An 18,278-nucleotide genomic window follows, 5' to 3' on the forward strand; every position below is an offset into this window, starting at 1 on the left:
GTGGAAAATGCATTTTTACATTTGAAGCGTTGGAGAGGAATAGCGACCCGTTATGCAAAGAACACAGCCTCATTCTTGGCTGCAGTCCATATTAGATGTATTGCTATATGGGCAGAAGTCTCGTGACTACACTATCTAAACCATTTTGCACTAAAACAGAAATTACTTGTAAAAAAACCCAAGCAAGAGGTCTTCTAAGAATTAAAAATTCTAAGAAAAAAGATTATTTGCGTGAGGTAGAGATAATTAAAAGCTCTTGAGATAGCCTATCGGTACAAAGCTTGTTTTAAGTTGGATTTGGAATGCTTTTAGCTTTTGCAAGCCAATTTCCCGAAAAATAACGTAGTAAATATATCAAGAAATTGAGAGCACTATATACAATCATTGCCATCCATATTTGAACAATAGTTCCAGCAAAAAAAAGAACGATTAAAAAGACAGGAAGGACAAAAAACAACCAATTTGTAAATATAGAGACATAAAAAATAAATTTTGTGTCTGTAGCAGCTGTTAATTGTCCAATCATTACCCAGCTAAAGCCATCGAATAGATAAAAAATACTCATGAAAAAATAAGATCGTTGCAATGAAGAAAAAAAACTCGGATTAGTAAGTAAAATAGAATCTTCTTCTGAAAAAAATAAACTCACAATTTGTTCTCCTAAAATTATTAGGGTAATAAATACAATGATAAAGAAAACAAAATGAAGACAAAATGCCGATCTTATGACTTTCCCAACTGATTGAAACTGTTTTCCTCCTATTAGATTAGCAATAATCGTCTTAACTGCTTGTGAAATTCCTTCTGAACAACAACTAAGAATAATAAAAAGGCTTTGAAGGATTGAAGCTATTGTAAAATTGTCTCCTCCAGCCAGAATCATAATGCGAAAAAATATTAGATGTGCAAATATTTCCATGAAACGGCCTAAACCTGCTGGTAAGCCTATTTGCAAACATTCCTTAAAACAAGGCCAATCAAAATAATATTTAAAAGTATTGTATTTTTGACGGTTTTCTTTATTAAGAAAAATTAAAATGTAAAAAATAACTTGAAAAATTTGCGAAATACCTGTGGCAAGGCCTGCCCCTACCACCCCCATTGGAGGAATCATAGAACCGAATCCAAAGATAAAAATGAGGTCCAATAAAATATTCAAAATATTAGATAAAAGAATTCCTATAGTGATAGTTTTAATATAGCCAATCCCAATAAAAAAACTTCCTAAAGCAATCTCTATACCAAAAATGGGAGTAAATAGTAAATTTATTGAAAAAAAATTATATTCTAAAATTTCATTACCAGTCCTAAAAAATAACAAAGGAGCTAAGATCATTCCAATTAACCATACAATCGGTGTAGTTAATAATGAAAACCAAATCATCTGCCAGACGGGTTTACTGGCTTCCTTGAAATGATTTTCCCCATGGGATTTTCCAACAAATACTTCGGCAATAGCCGCGATTGACGTAGGAAGCGCCAATAATAAAAATATAGCGGTTCCTGCATTAGTCGCTGCATTTAAAGCTTGAAGGGAATAATAAGATAAAAACATACGATCAATTAAGAGCATGGATCCCATGGAGAGAAGTCCCAAAATGAGGGGCCAAGAAACTGACCAAATTTCCCTTAGACTGCCAATTGGATGACATGTGAGGGAATAACTAGAAGGATGCATTAAATTTCTGAGTCCTAAACTATGGCTTAAGTAAATTTATTTTTTATCAATAGTGCATTGTAAGTGAAGTGTTTCTCGATTTGATCCATGTGCAAGTTGTTTCCCCCAGTGACTATCGACAAGCAGTGGTTGAATTACATATCTATGAATTTTTATTGCAGATGCTTTATAAATTTGAATAAGATGTTGCTCAATATAATTTTTATCCACTTTAGGTAAATTCATCTTGCGTAGATAAGCAGGATCTGAAGAAAAAACTGTGTAATTAACCATAATATCTAGACGGCCTTTGGGTTTAGCTAGTTCAGCAATGCAAGATAATGTTTTGGGGTTAGGAACGACGATATCTTGAAGCAGCTTTGCCCATGGATAATTAATTGTAACCCTATCGGCAACAGATCTAAAATTGGGGGGGATATCCTCCGCAGCACATGCGATGAAAGAAATGTTATTTAAACCCCCTCGCGAAGGTTTTCGGGCAATTTTTTTTGAGATTCTCCCCATTAAAGATGGGTTGGAATCAATTCCAATAAAGTAGGTGTCGTTAGTTTTTAATGCTTGGCGATAAACAAATTTTCCGTCACCTGTACCTATGTCAATATGCACATACTTGTAATTTTTACATGTTGCCAAAATTTCCTGAATAGGCATCTTTACAAACTTATTATTCTGTAAAGTTAGTAAATGATGCCCATCCATTTCAATTCCCCAAAGTTTTGCAGACTGATTGGAAAAAGACCGAATCAATGAGGGATAATTTTTACCTAATCTTGAAGATAAATTAAATGGGCTTAAATAAATTGGTTGAGAACAACGCGAAACGGTATTCATAATTATAAAATTCTCCCTTTAATTCTTATAGTCAAATAGATAAATACGTGAATTTTAATAAAAAAAGATCTATTATTAGTTAGCTTCTTTCTTTGAACAGTTTTCAAAACTGCTATTGTTCAGATAATTCTTCTAATTGAAGAATAGGATTTATAGAGTTATCAAATTGATGCTGATCTTCCATAAAATGGTCATCGATAATCTTTATAAAGCTTTGGATATCCGGGATTGATAAAAGATTAGCCATTTTATCAATATCTAAGACGTCCAAATCAAATTCATTGAAAAATTCTGAAAATTTTTCAGGTGGCATTGCTTCAAAATATTTTATTAAATTTTTCACTCTTTCGGCAAAATTTTCTAAGCTTTTCTCTTCCTCGGAAGATTTGAGAAGGTAAATTTGTTTGATAATAATATCTGAGAAAGCGGACATGGAATTTCTTGTAATAATGATTCCAGAAACTGACACAGCAAGATATAACAAAATACTCCATGCTGAATCAAAACCAAATTCATCTTCCATTACTTTCGTCTGAGATCCAATTCCGAAACAAGCAATGACTGTTGCTATTAGACTACCTAAACAGAAGAGTGAATGATATTTAATAGCAGAATAATTAATAGGCTGTTTTCTTTTTCGACAAACTTCCGTAGTTTTTGAATAAACATCAATTGTGGAAGATAATAATTGACTGCAGGAATTTTGATTAATTTCAATATTTAAATATACAGCAGGAGAAAATGCTAGGAATGCAATGAAGCAATTGAAAATTGTATTATCAAGTATTAAACGTGATCCTTGGTAGACCAAATATCCATCAACAAGAGATGAAGCTAACGCTCCTAAAGATCCTCCAATCCTAACAAGCTTGTCTCCTCTTTTTCGATAAACAGAATAGCTTTCAATATAGTGCATGCGTACTTCTAAACCGTGCCTAATTATTTTGAGTAAAGCCATTTTGAATGTTCTTTCTAATCGATCTCTTTTAAATTCATTTTTATCATCCAAAACTAATGGAAGTAGCCAGTTCTTTATAGGATGCTCTTTAGGATTGTTTAAAATTTCTTGTAAGCCTTCTTCTAAAAGCTTAGTGAAATTCTTTTTCGCACGAAAAACAGTCGTTTTATTTGTATTTTTATATAGATATCGAGTGAGAATATTGTCAGTTTTCGCAATTTTTTGGACTAGGGCGTCAAGCGATTGTATTTCAAAAAAAGAAGAAAAAAGGGGAGTAAATATAGCCCAGAAAAGACTATCATCATTATAGTTAAAGCTGATATAAGATCCTGATAATTCGGAAAAAATTGCAAGTGTATTTAAAGTAACCCAATAGGCGAGCACTCTTACTTTTAAAAAATTGACACTATCTTCCAAAGAACTAGAGGCTATACGATTAATAATATTACAGGCTGACCAAGAATACAAAGTACTCCATGACATGACTTCTCCTGTTGCTAATGCTACATTTAAAGCGAAATTATCTGTAGCCTTTAGAGCAGGCTGAATAAAAGGATAAGAAGCAATAAAACAACAAATAACCGCTCCACTTTTAGCTAAGAGAACAATAGCCTTACGCGTTTGGTTTTTATTGCCAATGAAAAAAATGGGGAGCATAGGCGAAAGAAGATTTATCTTTCTACCTTGGAAATAGCCATGAGGTGAGGAAAAATTTTTTAGTTCTATCCACTTTCTTTCCATTGATATTGGACTATCGGTTAATTCTTGGCTTGCATTCCCTTGGCTTGCATTCCATGGGTAAATTTCATCCATTTGAGATTGACGAAATTCGAATTCATTTCCTTGTACAATCATTCTTGTAACTACCTCTATAATGTAAATTTCTAATAGCACTTGCCAAAAAACAATATTTTATTTTAAGATAGTTTTTTTTAAAAATGAATGCAAGTTTATAATGGTCATCTATCTTTCAAAAGAACATTTATCCAATTTAAAGCCATCGTGGCAAGAATTATCTTCTTTAATAGAAAAAGCCCTTGTAGCTGTTCATCAGGGTGATTTTTCTCAACCGATTAAACCTTATCTACGCTATCGCGACCCTTCCAACCGTATTATTGCTATGCCTGCATTCATTGGAGGGGAATTTAATGTTGCAGGGATTAAATGGATCGCTAGTTTCCCGAATAATATTAAAAAGAATCTTCCCCGTGCTCATGCACTTACAATTCTGAATAACTATGAATCCGGTAAACCTTTAGCCATACTATCCGCGAATGAACTCAGTGGTTTAAGAACTGCTGCGGTTTCAGGGTATATCATACAAAAATTTTTAAATAAACTTCCGAAAAAAAAACTTAAGGTAGGCATTACTGGTTTTGGCCCTATTGGCCAGCTGCATGCTGAAATGATTTCTGAGATTTTAAAATCCAGGCTTGATAAAATTCGCATTTATGATATTCAATCTCCACTAAATAAAATGGAGTTGCAATCCCAATATGATTTTGTTAGTACATGGCAAGAAGCTTATATAGATGCAGATATTTTTATTTCCTGTACAACTTCTAAAAAACCATACATTAACCAACTCCCAAAAAATAGTTCGCTTCAGCTAAATGTCTCTTTGAGAGATTATTTTGCCAATATTGTCAAACAAAGCTCTCTTATTATTGTTGATGATTGGGAGGAAGTATGCCGTGAAAATACAGACATTGAGAGAGCTTCTTTAGAATTTGGACTTTGTGAGGCTAATACTATTTCGCTTAAACAGCTTACTCAGGATGAAACATTTAGAATGATAGAGAAAAAAAATATTTTATCAAACGGGTTTATTAGTTTCCATTTTATGGGTATGGCCTTTTTTGATATTGCCTTAAGCAGTTTTTTTTATGAGCAAGCGTCCAAAGAAAAAATAGGGATGATTCTTCCAGATTAATAGAGATTTTACCTACATCAACTTGACTAAGTTTTACCAGAAATTTTTTCAATTATGTCGTGCTTCTGCAGATAGAAGATTTGTTTCCTTAATTAGTTAGTCCCAAAATAAAAAGTATTTAAATGTTAAAATTTTTTGAAAAAAATAATTTTACTCTTAATGAAATATTAAGTAAACGGGCAGTCCACCAGCCCCAAAAACTTGCTTATCGTTTTTTAAGCGACGGAGAATTAGTCGAGGAAATTTTAACTTATTGGCAATTAGAAGAAAAAAGTCAAAGAATTAAACAAAAGTTAATAAATAGTGAATTGTATAAGCAGAATCGAAATAAGCGTAAGTTATTAGCTTTGCTTTTATATCCACCAGGATTGGAATTCATTTGTGGTTTTTTTGGATGCCTCCATGCTGGTGTGATTGCAGTTCCAACTTCTCTTCCTTATGGAAAGCGCGGGAAAAATAGAATCGATAACATCATTAAAAGTGCCAACATAGATTTTGTCTTAACAGACTCTAAAACTTATTATTCTTTACAAAAAACTTCTGTTGAATGGGGTAATGTTGAATGGGTGATAACGGATAAACTTGCTGCAAGTTTATCCCTCCTATCAAATACAGAAAATCCCTATAGCAAAGATGATATTGCATTCATTCAATACACTTCCGGCTCTACTCACTTTCCTAAAGGGGTTTCTATTACTCACGGCAACTTAATGGCTAATGAAGCAATGATAGAAGCAGCCTTCGAACATAATGAATCTACTATTTTTGTGGGATGGCTCCCATTCTTTCATGACATGGGACTAATCGGAAATATTTTACAACCTTTGTATTTAGGAATTGAAGCCACTTTAATGTCTCCTTTATCTTTTCTACAAAAACCCATAAGATGGCTGGAAGCTATTTCTCGCTTTAGAGCAACAACCAGTGGTGCGCCTAACTTTGCCTATGACTTGTGTGTTGAAAAAGCCATTGTCAAAGAAAAATTAGATTTGAGTTCCTGGAATGTAGCTTTTTCTGGGTCGGAGCCTATTCATGCACGTACATTGACAAGATTTTATCAAACTTTTTCCTCTTTTAATTTTTCTGAGCATGCCTTTTATCCCTGCTATGGTTTAGCCGAAGCTACCCTTTTTGTTGCCGGAAATGATCCTAAAAAACCACCGATAATCAAGAATATTGATAAAGACTTGTTTGAAAAAGAAGGACTGGCTAAAGAAGCATCAATTAACACCGATAAAATTTCTAGCTATGTCAGTGTAGGCCATTCTTGGAAAGACCAGGAGATTCTTATCATTGATCCTTCAAACGGGTACCCTTTGACTGCAAATATTCAGGGAGAAATTTGTTTAAAAGGATCAAATATTGCTCGGGGGTATTGGAAAAATGAAAGTGCAACTCAGGAAACTTTTGAAAACAGTATTGAAAATAAAAGCGGATATTTTTTGAGAACGGGAGATTTAGGCTTTATTGATGAAAAAGGTCTTCTTTATATTACTTCTCGCTTAAAAGACCTTATTATTATTCGAGGCCGAAACATCATTCCACAAGACATAGAAATATCCATTATAGAAAGTAATCCTGCATTTAATATCAATGGCTGTGCTGCATTTTCTATTTCTCATGAAGAAGAAGAAAAGCTTGTTATTGTGATAGAGATTAAAAGAGAATATCTTAAGAATTTTATTCCAGATCGCTTATTTGAACCTGTAAAGAAAACTTTGTCTCAAGAACATGGAATAGATGCAAAAGAAATTGTATTTGTTAAAACAAATTCTATTCCTAAAACCTCTAGTGGAAAAGTGCAACGAGGTTATTGCAAAAAATTATATTTAGATGATGAACTAGATTTACTTGTTTCAAGTCAAAAAGAGTTTTTCCATAGTCCAAATGGATTCGATTGAACTGACATGAGTATAGCCGTAAAAGTAAACAAGGGCTCATAAGGATAATTTAATGATAGAGCAAGATATTAAAAAAAAAATCGCTTCTATTCTCGAAATTTCGACTCATGAAATAGATTCCGAAAAACCTTTAACAACTTATGGAATCGATTCATTAAAAGCAATTGAAATTCAAACCTTTATAGAAAGTAATTGGCAAATCAATTGTGGATTTGAGGATATATTAAATGATATTACAATCTCTAATATTATTTCTCTCATATCTTCTCCCATTAAAGAAAAAAAAGAATTAAAAATTATTCTGCCCCCGGAAGATCTGATAGGTTATTCTTTGACTTATCAACAAATGGGAATTAAAAGATTTGATTCTTTTTCAGCTGATAAAGCGTCATATAATATTGGAAAAGCTATTGAGATCCACTCTCATATTAATGAAAAAACCCTCGAAATTTCTTTAAAAAAACTTATAGAGATTCATCCTTCTCTTAGAACCCGTTTTGTTAAAAACGATGAAAAAGAAGAACAAATAGTTGACAAAAATTGTAGCCTTTTTTTCAAAAAGATATCTCTCTCTCCTGAAGATAATCCGATCGAATATCTCAATGAATTTGCAATGCAAACATTTGATTTAAGTTGTGCTCCTTTATTCAGGGTTCTTTTATTAAAAATTGCATCTGATTCCTATATTTTTCTGGTTGTTTTTCATCATATTATTGCTGACTTATGGTCTATCGGTGTTTTCTTTTATCAGCTATTTCAGATTTATCGCTCTCTTCTAACTGGAGAAGAAATTTCATTCCCTTTAAATCCAGAAGCAACTTATGAAAAGTTTGTTGACAATCAACACGAATATCTTCGTTCAGAAAAAAAAGAGAAAGATTTAAATTTTTGGTTAGAAACTTGTCAGAGTGGAGATCATATTGTAAATTTGCCTTATGATCTTTCAAGGAAAAATAACATAGCTTCTACTGGACGACATCACTCCTTTCTTATTTCATCCAGTAAATCTCAAAAATTAAAAGCGCTTGCGCAAGAGAATAGGACTACACCTTTTGTTTGCCTTCTTGCTGTATTTGAGCTTTTTATTCATTTTTATTCAGGGCAAACTAATTTTTTCATCGGAACAACGGTTCCGGGAAGACTTTATTCAAAATGGCATTCATGCTTAGGGTTGTTTGCTAATATCCTTCCAATAAAAGTCAAGATTGGATCAATAAATTCTTTTTCTGAATATGTTAATCAAGTTAAGACTTTTATTTCTGCAGCATTTGAACATTCTGAAATGCCTTTTATCTATCTTATAGACCAACTTTCTCAAAGAAAAATTATACAACGGGACATAAGTTACAGTCCATTATTTCAAACGATGTTTGTTTATCAACAAGTTCCTTCGTTTGAGAAGGGAATGAATTCTTTATTGATTAATGGAAATGAAGACCCTCATTTTGTTAATAAATATGGATTAACTTTTAGAGGTTATCGTTGGGATATTCCTGTTTCTCCTTTTGATTTGACTCTTTATATGAATGAATGTGAAGGGAGATTTCAGGGTTGTTTTGAGTATAATTCAGCTCTTTTCTTTCCTTCAACAATTGAATTAGCAAGTACGCATTTTAATTTATTGCTTGATTCATTATTAGAAAATCAAACTCCGTCACCTTCCTGTATGTTTTTTCCAATAAAAAAAGAGGTTCTTAAAAATCAAGAAAAAGATAAATATTTGGATAAAGATGAATTTGAAAAACATACGTTGCAGTCTAAATTTGATGATGGGAGATTTGATTTGATTTCTAGCGAATCGGCAGCCCTTATTGGCTATAAGCAATCTGTGAGAAATACAAATCCATTCGTAAGTACACAAAATTGGCAACAAATGGAGTTTAGTCACTCCTTTACCATTATTTCCTTATTTAAAGACCAAGTTAAACTTTATCCAGATCATATCTTTGCCTCTGACAATGGCCACATGTTAACCCTCAAAAAAGCCGATGAGATGTCTTACCAAGCTGCAGGAATGCTTGTTCATTATCGCATTCAGAATGGAACCATTGTTGCTGTTTTAATGGATCATTCTATTGAAATGATTGTTGTTTTGTTAGCTATCATGAAATTAGGAGCCATCTTGTTGCCTCTTGATCCTCAAATGCCAGAACAACGCATCAAGGAAATTCTAAATGAAAGTCAGGCGGCGTTATTGGTTACTGACACTATTCAATTTTCGAGTTTAATGAAAAATGTCTGGTTCATTAGTCTGTCAAATTTTTTATCAGAGTTACATTATGAAATACCTACTCAGACTTTCATCATTCCTTATTTGTCTTCTACTATTGCCTATATTATTTATACTTCAGGCTCAACGGGTAAACCAAAAGGGATAGCAGTTTCTCATCATTCTTTGGTTAGTTACTTAACTTCCATCATGCAAAAATATCATTTGAAAGAGCCTTCTCATTGGGCTCTTCATTCTCCAATTTCTTTTGACCTTACGTTGACTTCATTATTTCTTCCTATTGTCGGCAAGCATACTTTGCATATTTTTTCTCGTAAGATTCAAGACGTTTTTACCCTTTTTCAGAAAATTCTGGAACATTCGCTAATCACACATATTAAATTAACTCCTTCTCATTTGAAATACTTGAAAGAAATTGATCTTCAACCAACAAGCCTTAAACAACTTATAGTGGGGGGTGAGCAACTCCCTCTCCAATTAGTTGAGGCTATTTGGAGCCATTTTAATGAAAAGATCCAAATCATCAATGAATATGGTCCTACAGAGGCTACTATTGGAACGATATATGGTATTTTTCCTCATAAAAATAAAACATTTCAATCTACGATGCTTGTGGATCAGTGTCTAGATAATGCAGATTTTATGATTTGTGATGATAAAATCAATGAATTACCAGCTAACTTGACTGGAGAATTGTTTTTAGCTGGAACTTGCCTTGCATATGGCTATTGGAATAAGCCCGAACTTACAGCTGAATCATTTATTCCTTTTCCAAGAGGGTTTGGAAAAAGAATGTATAAAACAGGAGATCTTACTCGTCAATTAACAGATGGTTCGCTGCTTATATTAGGTAGAATTGGAAGGCAAATAAAAATTCATGGTTTTCGTATTGAAATTGAAGAGATTGAACAAAAAATCGTTGAATTCTCTCAAGTGAAAATGTGCACAGTTGCCCTTTATGATAAAATAGCTAAAAAAATCATCGAGAATCAAACACCAGATAGCGATCCTACTTTATGTGCCTATATTGTACCGCATAATTTTTTGGACACTGATTTATTAGATCAATTTTTAACTTCTACACTTCCCTACTACATGAAACCTTCCCGTTTTATTGTTTGTGACGACTTGCCTCTTAGCAACAACGGAAAAATTGATTTCTCAAAACTACAGAATCCTGAAGATGTTCAAAAAACTAAAACGGCTTCCCACCTTTTGCCCCAAACAAAACTTCAAGAACGACTTGCGCAAGCTTGGAGCGAAGTGCTTCGAATAGAATGCAAAGATATTAGCATCAATCATCATTTTTTTGAGTTGGGAGGAGACTCTATCAATGTCATAGAACTTATAGGAAAATGTAAAACTTTTGAATTTTACTTTACACCAAAAGATCTTTATAATTATCCAACGATTGAGTTATTGTCAAATTTCCTTGAAGAATCTAAAAGAAGCAACCACGAAAATATTTCTTATGATTTAAATGCCTCTAAAAATTATCATTTATCTCCCATACAAAAGCGTTTCTTTAAAACCCATGTAATTGATCCTCATCACTATAATCAGGCTGTCATATTAAACACAAAAAATAAATTTGATCCTTATTTAGTTCATATGACTCTTAAAAAATTAATTAATCATCATGATATATTGCGTGCAGTTTTTTTGAAAAAAAATAATACTTTTACAGGTTGTATTCAAGAACTAAACAAAGCATCTTTTAATTTTGAAATTTTTGAAGAAGAGAAAGACGATAAAGTACTCCATATATTGCAAAAAAAGATTAATATTGAAACAGGGCCTCTTATTTGTGCGGGCCTTTATAGAAACAATGGACAAAACTTTCTTCTAATTGTTATTCATCATTTATTAATAGATGGCGTTTCTTGGAGAATTTTACTTGAAGATTTTGATACTGTTTATTCAGCGGCTTTATCCAATACTCTCGATCAAGTAATTTTACACAAAACCTGCTCGTATTCCACTTGGGTAGAAAAACTCTACAGTTACTTTTCACATCATTCACAAGAGCTTCATTTTTGGGATTCTTTTAAAGAAAAGCTGCCTGATAGCTTTTATAAAATTGCGAATAGAAAATCATTGCATCAAACAATTTTTAAAGAACTCTCAGACAAGTTATTAACTTCTAAAGTTAATAAGACACGACAATTTGAGGTCAACGATATCTTCTTAATTGCTCTTAGTCAAGCATTACCTTTAGTTACAGGAAAAGATAAAAATTGTATTCTTTTAGAATCTCATGGAAGAACAGACTTTTTACCTAATCTTCCGGATATTACAAGGACAATTGGTTGGTTTACTTCTCTTTATCCCATTCTCCTAGAGAATGATGATCATAAAAATCTTGCTGACCAAGCAAATAAAATCAAAAAAACAATAAAGCAAATTCCCAATAACGGGATAGGATATCAACTCTTTATTGAAAGAATGGAGAATAAAAATCATTCTAATGTATCACAATCCCCTTCTATTTGCTTTAATTATTTAGGACGTTTTGATTTTTCTAATTACAAAAATTTTGAGGTCACACCTATATTAAAAGATATTGTCAGTGAAAAAGAACAAACCCTCCATAATTTGGAAATCATTATATATTATAACCATGATTCTTTCCATTTAACAATTTTATATGATAGCTTTACCTTTGAAGATTTAAAAATTAAAAATTTTGTAAAACATTATCAACACTTTTTGGAAATTCTAACCGATTTTTGTTTAGAAAAACATGAAACTAATTCTATTTCTGTTGATGGAGATGTTGAATTATCTATTTCAGAACTAAATCATATTTTCTCATTTAAAAAACAAGATGAGATTGAAGTTCTTTCTCCTATGAGCCCTATGCAGCAGGGAATGCTTTTCGAAGAAACCCGTTTTCCAGGACATTACTACATTGAACAAGCTTTCCTGGAATTTAGGGGTATTTATGACGAGAATCTATGGAAGAAGGCGTTTGCAAAACTTATTTCACAAACCGAAATTTTAAGGGCCATATTTCTTCATGAGGGATTAGAAAAACCTAGAATAGCTATCCTAAAAAGATCCCCTTTAGAATTTAGCACTTATGATATTTCAAACCTATTCCCTGAAGAACAAAATCAATTTATAGAAAATTATTCGAAAAAAGATAAAGAAAAAGCTTTTTCTCTTTCGCAAGGGCCTTTGATACGGGTTACCGCTATTCTTAAAGGTATGGAAAGCTTCCTCATTATATGGAGTTTTCATCACATTATTCTTGATGGCTGGAGCCTTTCCCTACTATTTAAATCTCTGATGGATAATTTGAAAGCCTTGTTGATATATTCGGAGAAAGAAATAAAAGAAGTTCGTCTACCAGCTTTAGAATATTACCGCTATCTGGATGAAATGAATAAACAACAAGCGAAAGACTACTACAAAGAACTTCTTTCAGGATATAATGAACAAGTAAAGCTGCCCAAAAAGGCTTCCTTTGTTTCTCTAGCTGAAGAAAGAGACAATGTCTCGACAAAAGCAAGCATTTCGGATCACGAAATTAAAGAAGTTTCTTTTACCCTTCCTAAAAAATTAATTGAGCAATTACAAAGCCAGGCTCACCATCATTGTCTCACATTAAATTCTTTGCTTCAAACGGCCTGGGGCATTTTGATCGCTTACTACAGCAATAGAACGGATGTTGTTTTTGGTACTGTCAGTTCCGGACGAACTCTTTCTTTAGAAAAGATCGAGAATATGGTAGGCATGTTTATAGCCACATTACCTGTACGTGTAACCTTTGATCGCAATAACTCCTTTGCCAAAGTTTGCAAAAATGTTCAAAAACAAATCTTTCAAACGCAGCAACAAATTAATATCTCTTTAGCGGAGATTCAAGCGTTATCTCCGCTAAAACAAAACTTATTAGATCATCTTTTCTTATTTGAAAATTATCCTTTATCCGGCAAGGCTATCGAAATTGTTGAAAAAAATAAATTACCTTTCAGCCTAATAAAGGCTAGCCTCCAAGAGGAAACACCTTATCATCTGACTGTTACAGTCATTCCAGGAGATTCTTATTATATTCAATTGAAATATTATCAAAAGTTTTACCATTCTCAAACTATTGAACATTTAGCAAGCAATTGGCAAACCATTTTAAAACAAATCGCGAATGATGCTTCTACAAGAATAGAAAATTTAGCCTGCCTTTCCAATGAAGAGCTTTCATATCTCCATTCTATCAATAAAGCAGAAATCAAGCATCCTCTTTCTTCTATTCATTCTCTTTTTGACAGCCAGGTAAAACTTTCTCCTGATAGTACTGCAATTGTCTTTGGAAACAGCCATATTTCCTATCAAGAATTGCATCGACGGGCCTCTTTCCTTTCTCTTTTTATCCAAAACCAAGGCTTTGGCCCAGAAAATCTCATAGGAATATTAATGGACAGATCTATTGATATGGTAGTCTGTTGGTTAGCTATTTTAAAAGCTGGATGTGCCTATGTTCCTTTGAATGTGAATGAGCCTATGGCTCGCCTTGAAGAGATCTTTAAGGAAACAAATATTCCTTTAGTTCTAACTCATAAAAAACATCATTTACCTAAAGACATTAATGCTCTTTACTTAGATTTAGAATGGGAAAAAATAACGCAACTAAACCAAAAGTTAAATAGTGCTGCTCTTACCTCTTCTCATAATCTCGCATACGTCATTTATACTTCAGGATCTACAGGTAAGCCAAAAGGCATTGCAATGGAACATGCCTCTGTTGTCAACCACATCCATTGGCTATCTCGTGCTCTTTCTATTTCAAAAAATGATAGAATACTACAGTGTACCGATTTTTCCTTTGATATCACAATATGTTCCTTTTATAGCTTGTTTGTAGGAGGAGTAGTGGTTCTGGTGCCACAGGAGAATAGTAAAAACATGCGCCAGATCTCTCAGTATTTAAAGCATCAAAAAATAACTATCGTACAGCTCGGTTCGTCGTTATTTGGAGCAATGGTCCAAGAAGAAGTTTTTTCTTCAAGCGATAGACTTAGATATATTTTATGTGGGGGGAGCCCACTAAAAAAAGATACTGTTCAAAATTGGTATCGTATTTTTAATATTCCTGTATTGAATTTGTATGGTCCTACCGAGACATGCATTGACGCTTCTTATCATCAAACCTCTCTTAAAGATCTCTCGTGTGTTTCTATCCCCATTGGAAAGCCTATTGATAATTATCAGGCCTTTATTCTGAATGACTCATTAGATTTATGCCCAATTGAAGGCCAAGGTGAACTTTTCATTGGAGGAGCTGGGGTTGCTCGAGGATATTATTCAAGACCAGATTTAACAGCGGAGGCTTTTTTACCCCATCTCACCCTGCCGGGAAAAAGAATGTACAAAACAGGAGATCTTTGTTTTTGGAATTCCCAACAAGAAATTATTTTGAATGGACGCTCTGACCACCAGGTTAAAATTCGAGGGTTACGTGTAGAGCTTAAAGAAATAGAACATGTGCTGCTTGAAATTCCAGAAGTTAAAGAAGTTTTGGTTCGTATAATCGGAGAGGGTGGTAACACAAAAATAATAGCCTATATAGTTGCGAAAAATTCAATTAATGAAGAATTTTTAAAAAATAACTTAGCTGTAAAAATTCCTTCGCATATGATTCCCTCTTTTTATATATTCCTGGAAAATTTCCCTTTAAATGAACGGCAAAAAATAGATATTTATAAGCTTCCTGCTCCACCTCAAAAAAAGAAATATTTCGAATCAACCATTCAATTGACAATAATAGAAAAAGAGCTTCAAACCATATGGGCAGTCTTATTAAACTTAAAAACAGAAGATATTTATGTGGAAGACAATTTTTTTGATTTGGGAGGAAATTCTCTGCTTTTAATGCAACTTCAAACAAGAATTTATAAAGCGTTTTCTAAGTCGGTGACGTTGGATAGCTTTTTTCAATATCCTTCTATAAAGACTTATGCTTCATTTTTGCAGCAAAAAGAAGATGATTTTGATCTACAACCTCTGATTGAGAAACAGAACAAACAAAATCAATACCGAAATGCTAGAAGAATGGTACATCAAAATCGACAAGAGTAAGAAAATAGTTACAAACTCAAAAAAAGATTTTTGAATTTCAGCTCCTTCATTAATATAAGGTAAAAAAAAATGGCTCAAACTCTTCTATTAGCTCTTTTATTGATTTTTAACCAAATACATGCCTCTATAAGTCATCAAAGTGACGAATACTACGAGGTCATTGTCATTGGTGCAGGAATCTCAGGATTAACAGCAGCAATGGAGTTAAAAAAAAGCGGAATGAAAGTATTAGTGATAGAAGCTGCTGAACGTATCGGCGGTAGGCTTTGGACTGTTAATACCTGGGGAACTAATCTCGAACTCGGAGCCTCTTGGATACATGGGATTGAAAACAATCCTGTTTTTGATATCGTGCGTGATTTACGCGAACCCATTCAACCAACCATCTATAATGCAAAAAAACCTAATTGCAAACTTGAATCTATTTCATTATACGACTCAAAAGGGAGAAAACTATCAAAAAGCCAATTTAACGAAATAAAAAAATTGTCTTTAGAATTCGGTATTTATATAGATAAAATAGAAAGTCAGAATAATCCTACGAAAATGTCTATTCTAGATGCCTTTGAGAATTTTTGTAAAGACTCCCAAATAATTGGTGAAAGAAAAGAGCAACTCTATCAGCTAAGTAGAATTCTTTATTCAAACGAATATGGAGCTGAACTAAAAGATATAGCTATTTTAGAATATGATTACATTAACGAGATGGAAGCATTAGGAACAAATGCCATTATGGCTTGTGGCTACAACCTCGTAACATCTAAAATGGCAATAGACCTTCCGATTGAGCTTAATTGCAAAGTTAATCAAATCATTTATGACGATAAAGGAGTAAGATGCCTGACAAATAAAGGATCTTTTGTATCTCAATACGCTGTTGTGACAGTCCCTTTGGGAGTATTAAAAAACAAAGATATTACTTTCAATCCTTGTCTTCCAAAAGAAAAAATTGATGCCATCGATACTCTCCAAATGGGATTACTTAATAAGGTTTATCTTTTTTTTCCATATACTTTTTGGGATAGATCGGAATGGATCGTCCTGTTACCTTCAGACGAATCAGCGGATATGCAATTTGATATCATGAATTCACAACGTTATTTTAAACAGCCTGTTCTCCTTGGATTTGTTTCTGGCGACTATGCAAAAAAACTTGAAGCGTGGAGCGATGAAGAAATTGTGGATTCTTATATGAAAGTTCTCCGAAAAATCTACGGAACAAATATTCCGTCTCCATCCGCCCATTTGATCACACGATGGGGACAAAATCCCCTTTTTTATGGTTCCTATTCTTTTTTACCTACTTCTAAATCGGGAGATAATCCCTATAAGTGGATGAAAGTCTCTGTAAACAATAAAGTTTTTTTTGCAGGCGAAGCCAGCTCTCAGCACGAGCCAAGTACTGTTTATGGAGCGTTTATGCGAGGGCAAGAAGTCGCAAAGGCAATTCTCGGCCTTGCTGGAAAAGAAATTCAACATTAAGCTCAACCTGATTTTTATATTTAGCCGTCAGTCTAATATAAACAAAGTTTAGGCATACGTACACAACATTTGAAAAATACCGGGTGCAAAAGGATATTTAATAACTTGAATTTTGGGTTTATATCTTTAATATTGATTCTACCTCGATAGATGTTTGCCCTAATAAACGCATTAAAAGGAATAAGGTCTTCAAAGGTTTGGTAAAGAGAGGGGGGAAACAACCTCAGGATAGTTTTTCGGATTTGACATTGCCCCATAATTAGGTCCATTTTAAAATAGAAAATTTTACTACCTATGCATTAATTGTTTTTAGCTCATAAGTCTTTCTAAATTTTTCCGGAGAAAGACCATCTGGCGCGCTATGAGGACGCCATTTATTATAGTCTTCCCTCCATTCTTTTGCTAAGTTTTGCGCTTCTTGCAAACTTATAAACTAATGCTGGTTTAAAAATTCATCTCTGACTCGTCCATTAAAACTCTCTGTCCATTAGAACTCTCTATTGTTCCATTTTGCATTGGTTTACCAGGTTCTATGTAATACCATCCAATAGAGGCTCCCTCCGACCATTTTAAAATAGCCCTGCTTGTGAATTTAGTTCCATTATCACTGATCATTTGTCTTAAGATATCCTCTGTATTTAATTAACTCTTCCAGCTCCCTTACCACTCTTAATCCGGAAAGAGATGTGTCTACAATCATTTTCAAACTCTCCCTAGTAAACTCATCTACAATATTGAGTCATCTGGTTTTCTTTCCATTTGCAAGCCGATCCGACATAAAATCTCATTGACTTGTGAAGCTTTTATCCGCGCAAGCCTTATCTCAACTCCTCGTCTTCGAGCTCCTCTTTTTCTAACTTTTAGTCCCATTTCCTGATAAAGTTTAAAAAGCTTCTTATGGTTAATCTTAAAGTCCCTTTTTTTCAATATAAAATGAATGCGTCGATAATCAAATCGAGGTCTTTCAAGAGCCACTGTTTGGATGAGTACTTTTACTTGTTCATCTCCTTGCCTTTTCGACAACTATCGCCCAACTGATCGATGGAATACCAACAATTTGAAAGCCTGTCTTTGGCTCAATCGATGATTTTCTATCATCCATTTAGCACAAAGTCGCTTAGCAGCTGGGCTTACCACTTTTTTGACAAGACATCCTTTAAAGCCACAATGTCTAAAGCTTGGTCAGC

Annotated in this window: 10 protein-coding genes and 3 pseudogenes; 7 read left to right on the top strand and 6 right to left on the bottom strand. The window is 33.4% G+C overall.

Translation table 11 applies throughout. The features are described 5' to 3' along the window. Positions 1-126: pseudogene (locus BU804_RS12040) on the top strand (IS5/IS1182 family transposase); the annotation flags it as partial. A 160-nt stretch (positions 127-286) separates the two neighbouring features. Here BU804_RS12040 and BU804_RS06215 read toward each other — a convergent pair. The 3 genes from BU804_RS06215 to BU804_RS06225 form a co-directional block, all read right to left on the bottom strand. Then, positions 287-1,678, bottom strand: coding sequence for an MATE family efflux transporter (locus BU804_RS06215; protein WP_075883417.1), 1,392 nt, complete (start codon positions 1,676-1,678; stop codon positions 287-289). 36 nt (positions 1,679-1,714) lie between these two features. Next, positions 1,715-2,509: a methyltransferase domain-containing protein gene (locus BU804_RS06220; protein ID WP_075883418.1), complete on the bottom strand. Its 795-nt coding sequence runs from the start codon at positions 2,507-2,509 to the stop codon at positions 1,715-1,717. 112 nt (positions 2,510-2,621) lie between these two features. After that, the gene (locus BU804_RS06225) at positions 2,622-4,322 is read right to left on the bottom strand and encodes a hypothetical protein (RefSeq protein WP_075883419.1); all 1,701 of its coding nucleotides are present in this window, start codon (positions 4,320-4,322) and stop codon (positions 2,622-2,624) included. A 100-nt stretch (positions 4,323-4,422) separates the two neighbouring features. Here BU804_RS06225 and BU804_RS06230 point away from each other — a divergent pair, with 100 nt between their 5' ends. The 6 genes and pseudogenes from BU804_RS06230 to BU804_RS06250 form a co-directional block, all read left to right on the top strand. Continuing rightward, positions 4,423-5,400: a hypothetical protein gene (locus BU804_RS06230; protein ID WP_075883420.1), complete on the top strand. Its 978-nt coding sequence runs from the start codon at positions 4,423-4,425 to the stop codon at positions 5,398-5,400. Between the two features lie 122 nt (positions 5,401-5,522). Continuing rightward, entirely contained in the window at positions 5,523-7,301 is a 1,779-nt protein-coding gene (locus BU804_RS06235; RefSeq protein ID WP_075883421.1) for a fatty acyl-AMP ligase, read from the top strand. Between the two features lie 49 nt (positions 7,302-7,350). Then, positions 7,351-15,228 (top strand): annotated as a pseudogene (locus BU804_RS06240) (amino acid adenylation domain-containing protein); the annotation flags it as partial. Positions 15,229-15,285: 57 nt separating this feature from the next. Then, positions 15,286-15,609, top strand: a complete 324-nt coding sequence (locus tag BU804_RS17520) for an acyl carrier protein (RefSeq protein ID WP_445082301.1) — start codon at positions 15,286-15,288, stop codon at positions 15,607-15,609. A gap of 69 nt (positions 15,610-15,678) precedes the next feature. Further along, positions 15,679-17,091: a flavin monoamine oxidase family protein gene (locus tag BU804_RS06245; RefSeq protein WP_075883423.1), complete on the top strand. Its 1,413-nt coding sequence runs from the start codon at positions 15,679-15,681 to the stop codon at positions 17,089-17,091. 131 nt (positions 17,092-17,222) lie between these two features. Then, positions 17,223-17,303, top strand: a pseudogene (locus tag BU804_RS06250) (transposase); the annotation flags it as partial. Positions 17,304-17,383: 80 nt separating this feature from the next. Here BU804_RS06250 and BU804_RS17525 read toward each other — a convergent pair. The 3 genes from BU804_RS17525 to BU804_RS11315 form a co-directional block, all read right to left on the bottom strand. Continuing rightward, positions 17,384-17,515 (bottom strand): integrase core domain-containing protein, encoded by a 132-nt coding sequence (locus tag BU804_RS17525; RefSeq protein WP_158025031.1) that lies wholly within the window; start codon positions 17,513-17,515, stop codon positions 17,384-17,386. Positions 17,516-17,535: 20 nt separating this feature from the next. After that, positions 17,536-17,706, bottom strand: a complete 171-nt coding sequence (locus BU804_RS15320; RefSeq protein WP_143298942.1) for an integrase core domain-containing protein — start codon at positions 17,704-17,706, stop codon at positions 17,536-17,538. 111 nt (positions 17,707-17,817) lie between these two features. Then, the gene (locus BU804_RS11315) at positions 17,818-18,114 is read right to left on the bottom strand and encodes an IS3 family transposase (RefSeq protein WP_079988636.1); all 297 of its coding nucleotides are present in this window, start codon (positions 18,112-18,114) and stop codon (positions 17,818-17,820) included. Positions 18,115-18,278: the final 164 nt, after the last annotated feature.

Origin of the sequence: Candidatus Protochlamydia sp. W-9, assembly GCF_001950615.1 — a bacterium.
Classification (GTDB): Bacteria; Chlamydiota; Chlamydiia; order Chlamydiales; family Parachlamydiaceae; genus Protochlamydia; species Protochlamydia amoebophila.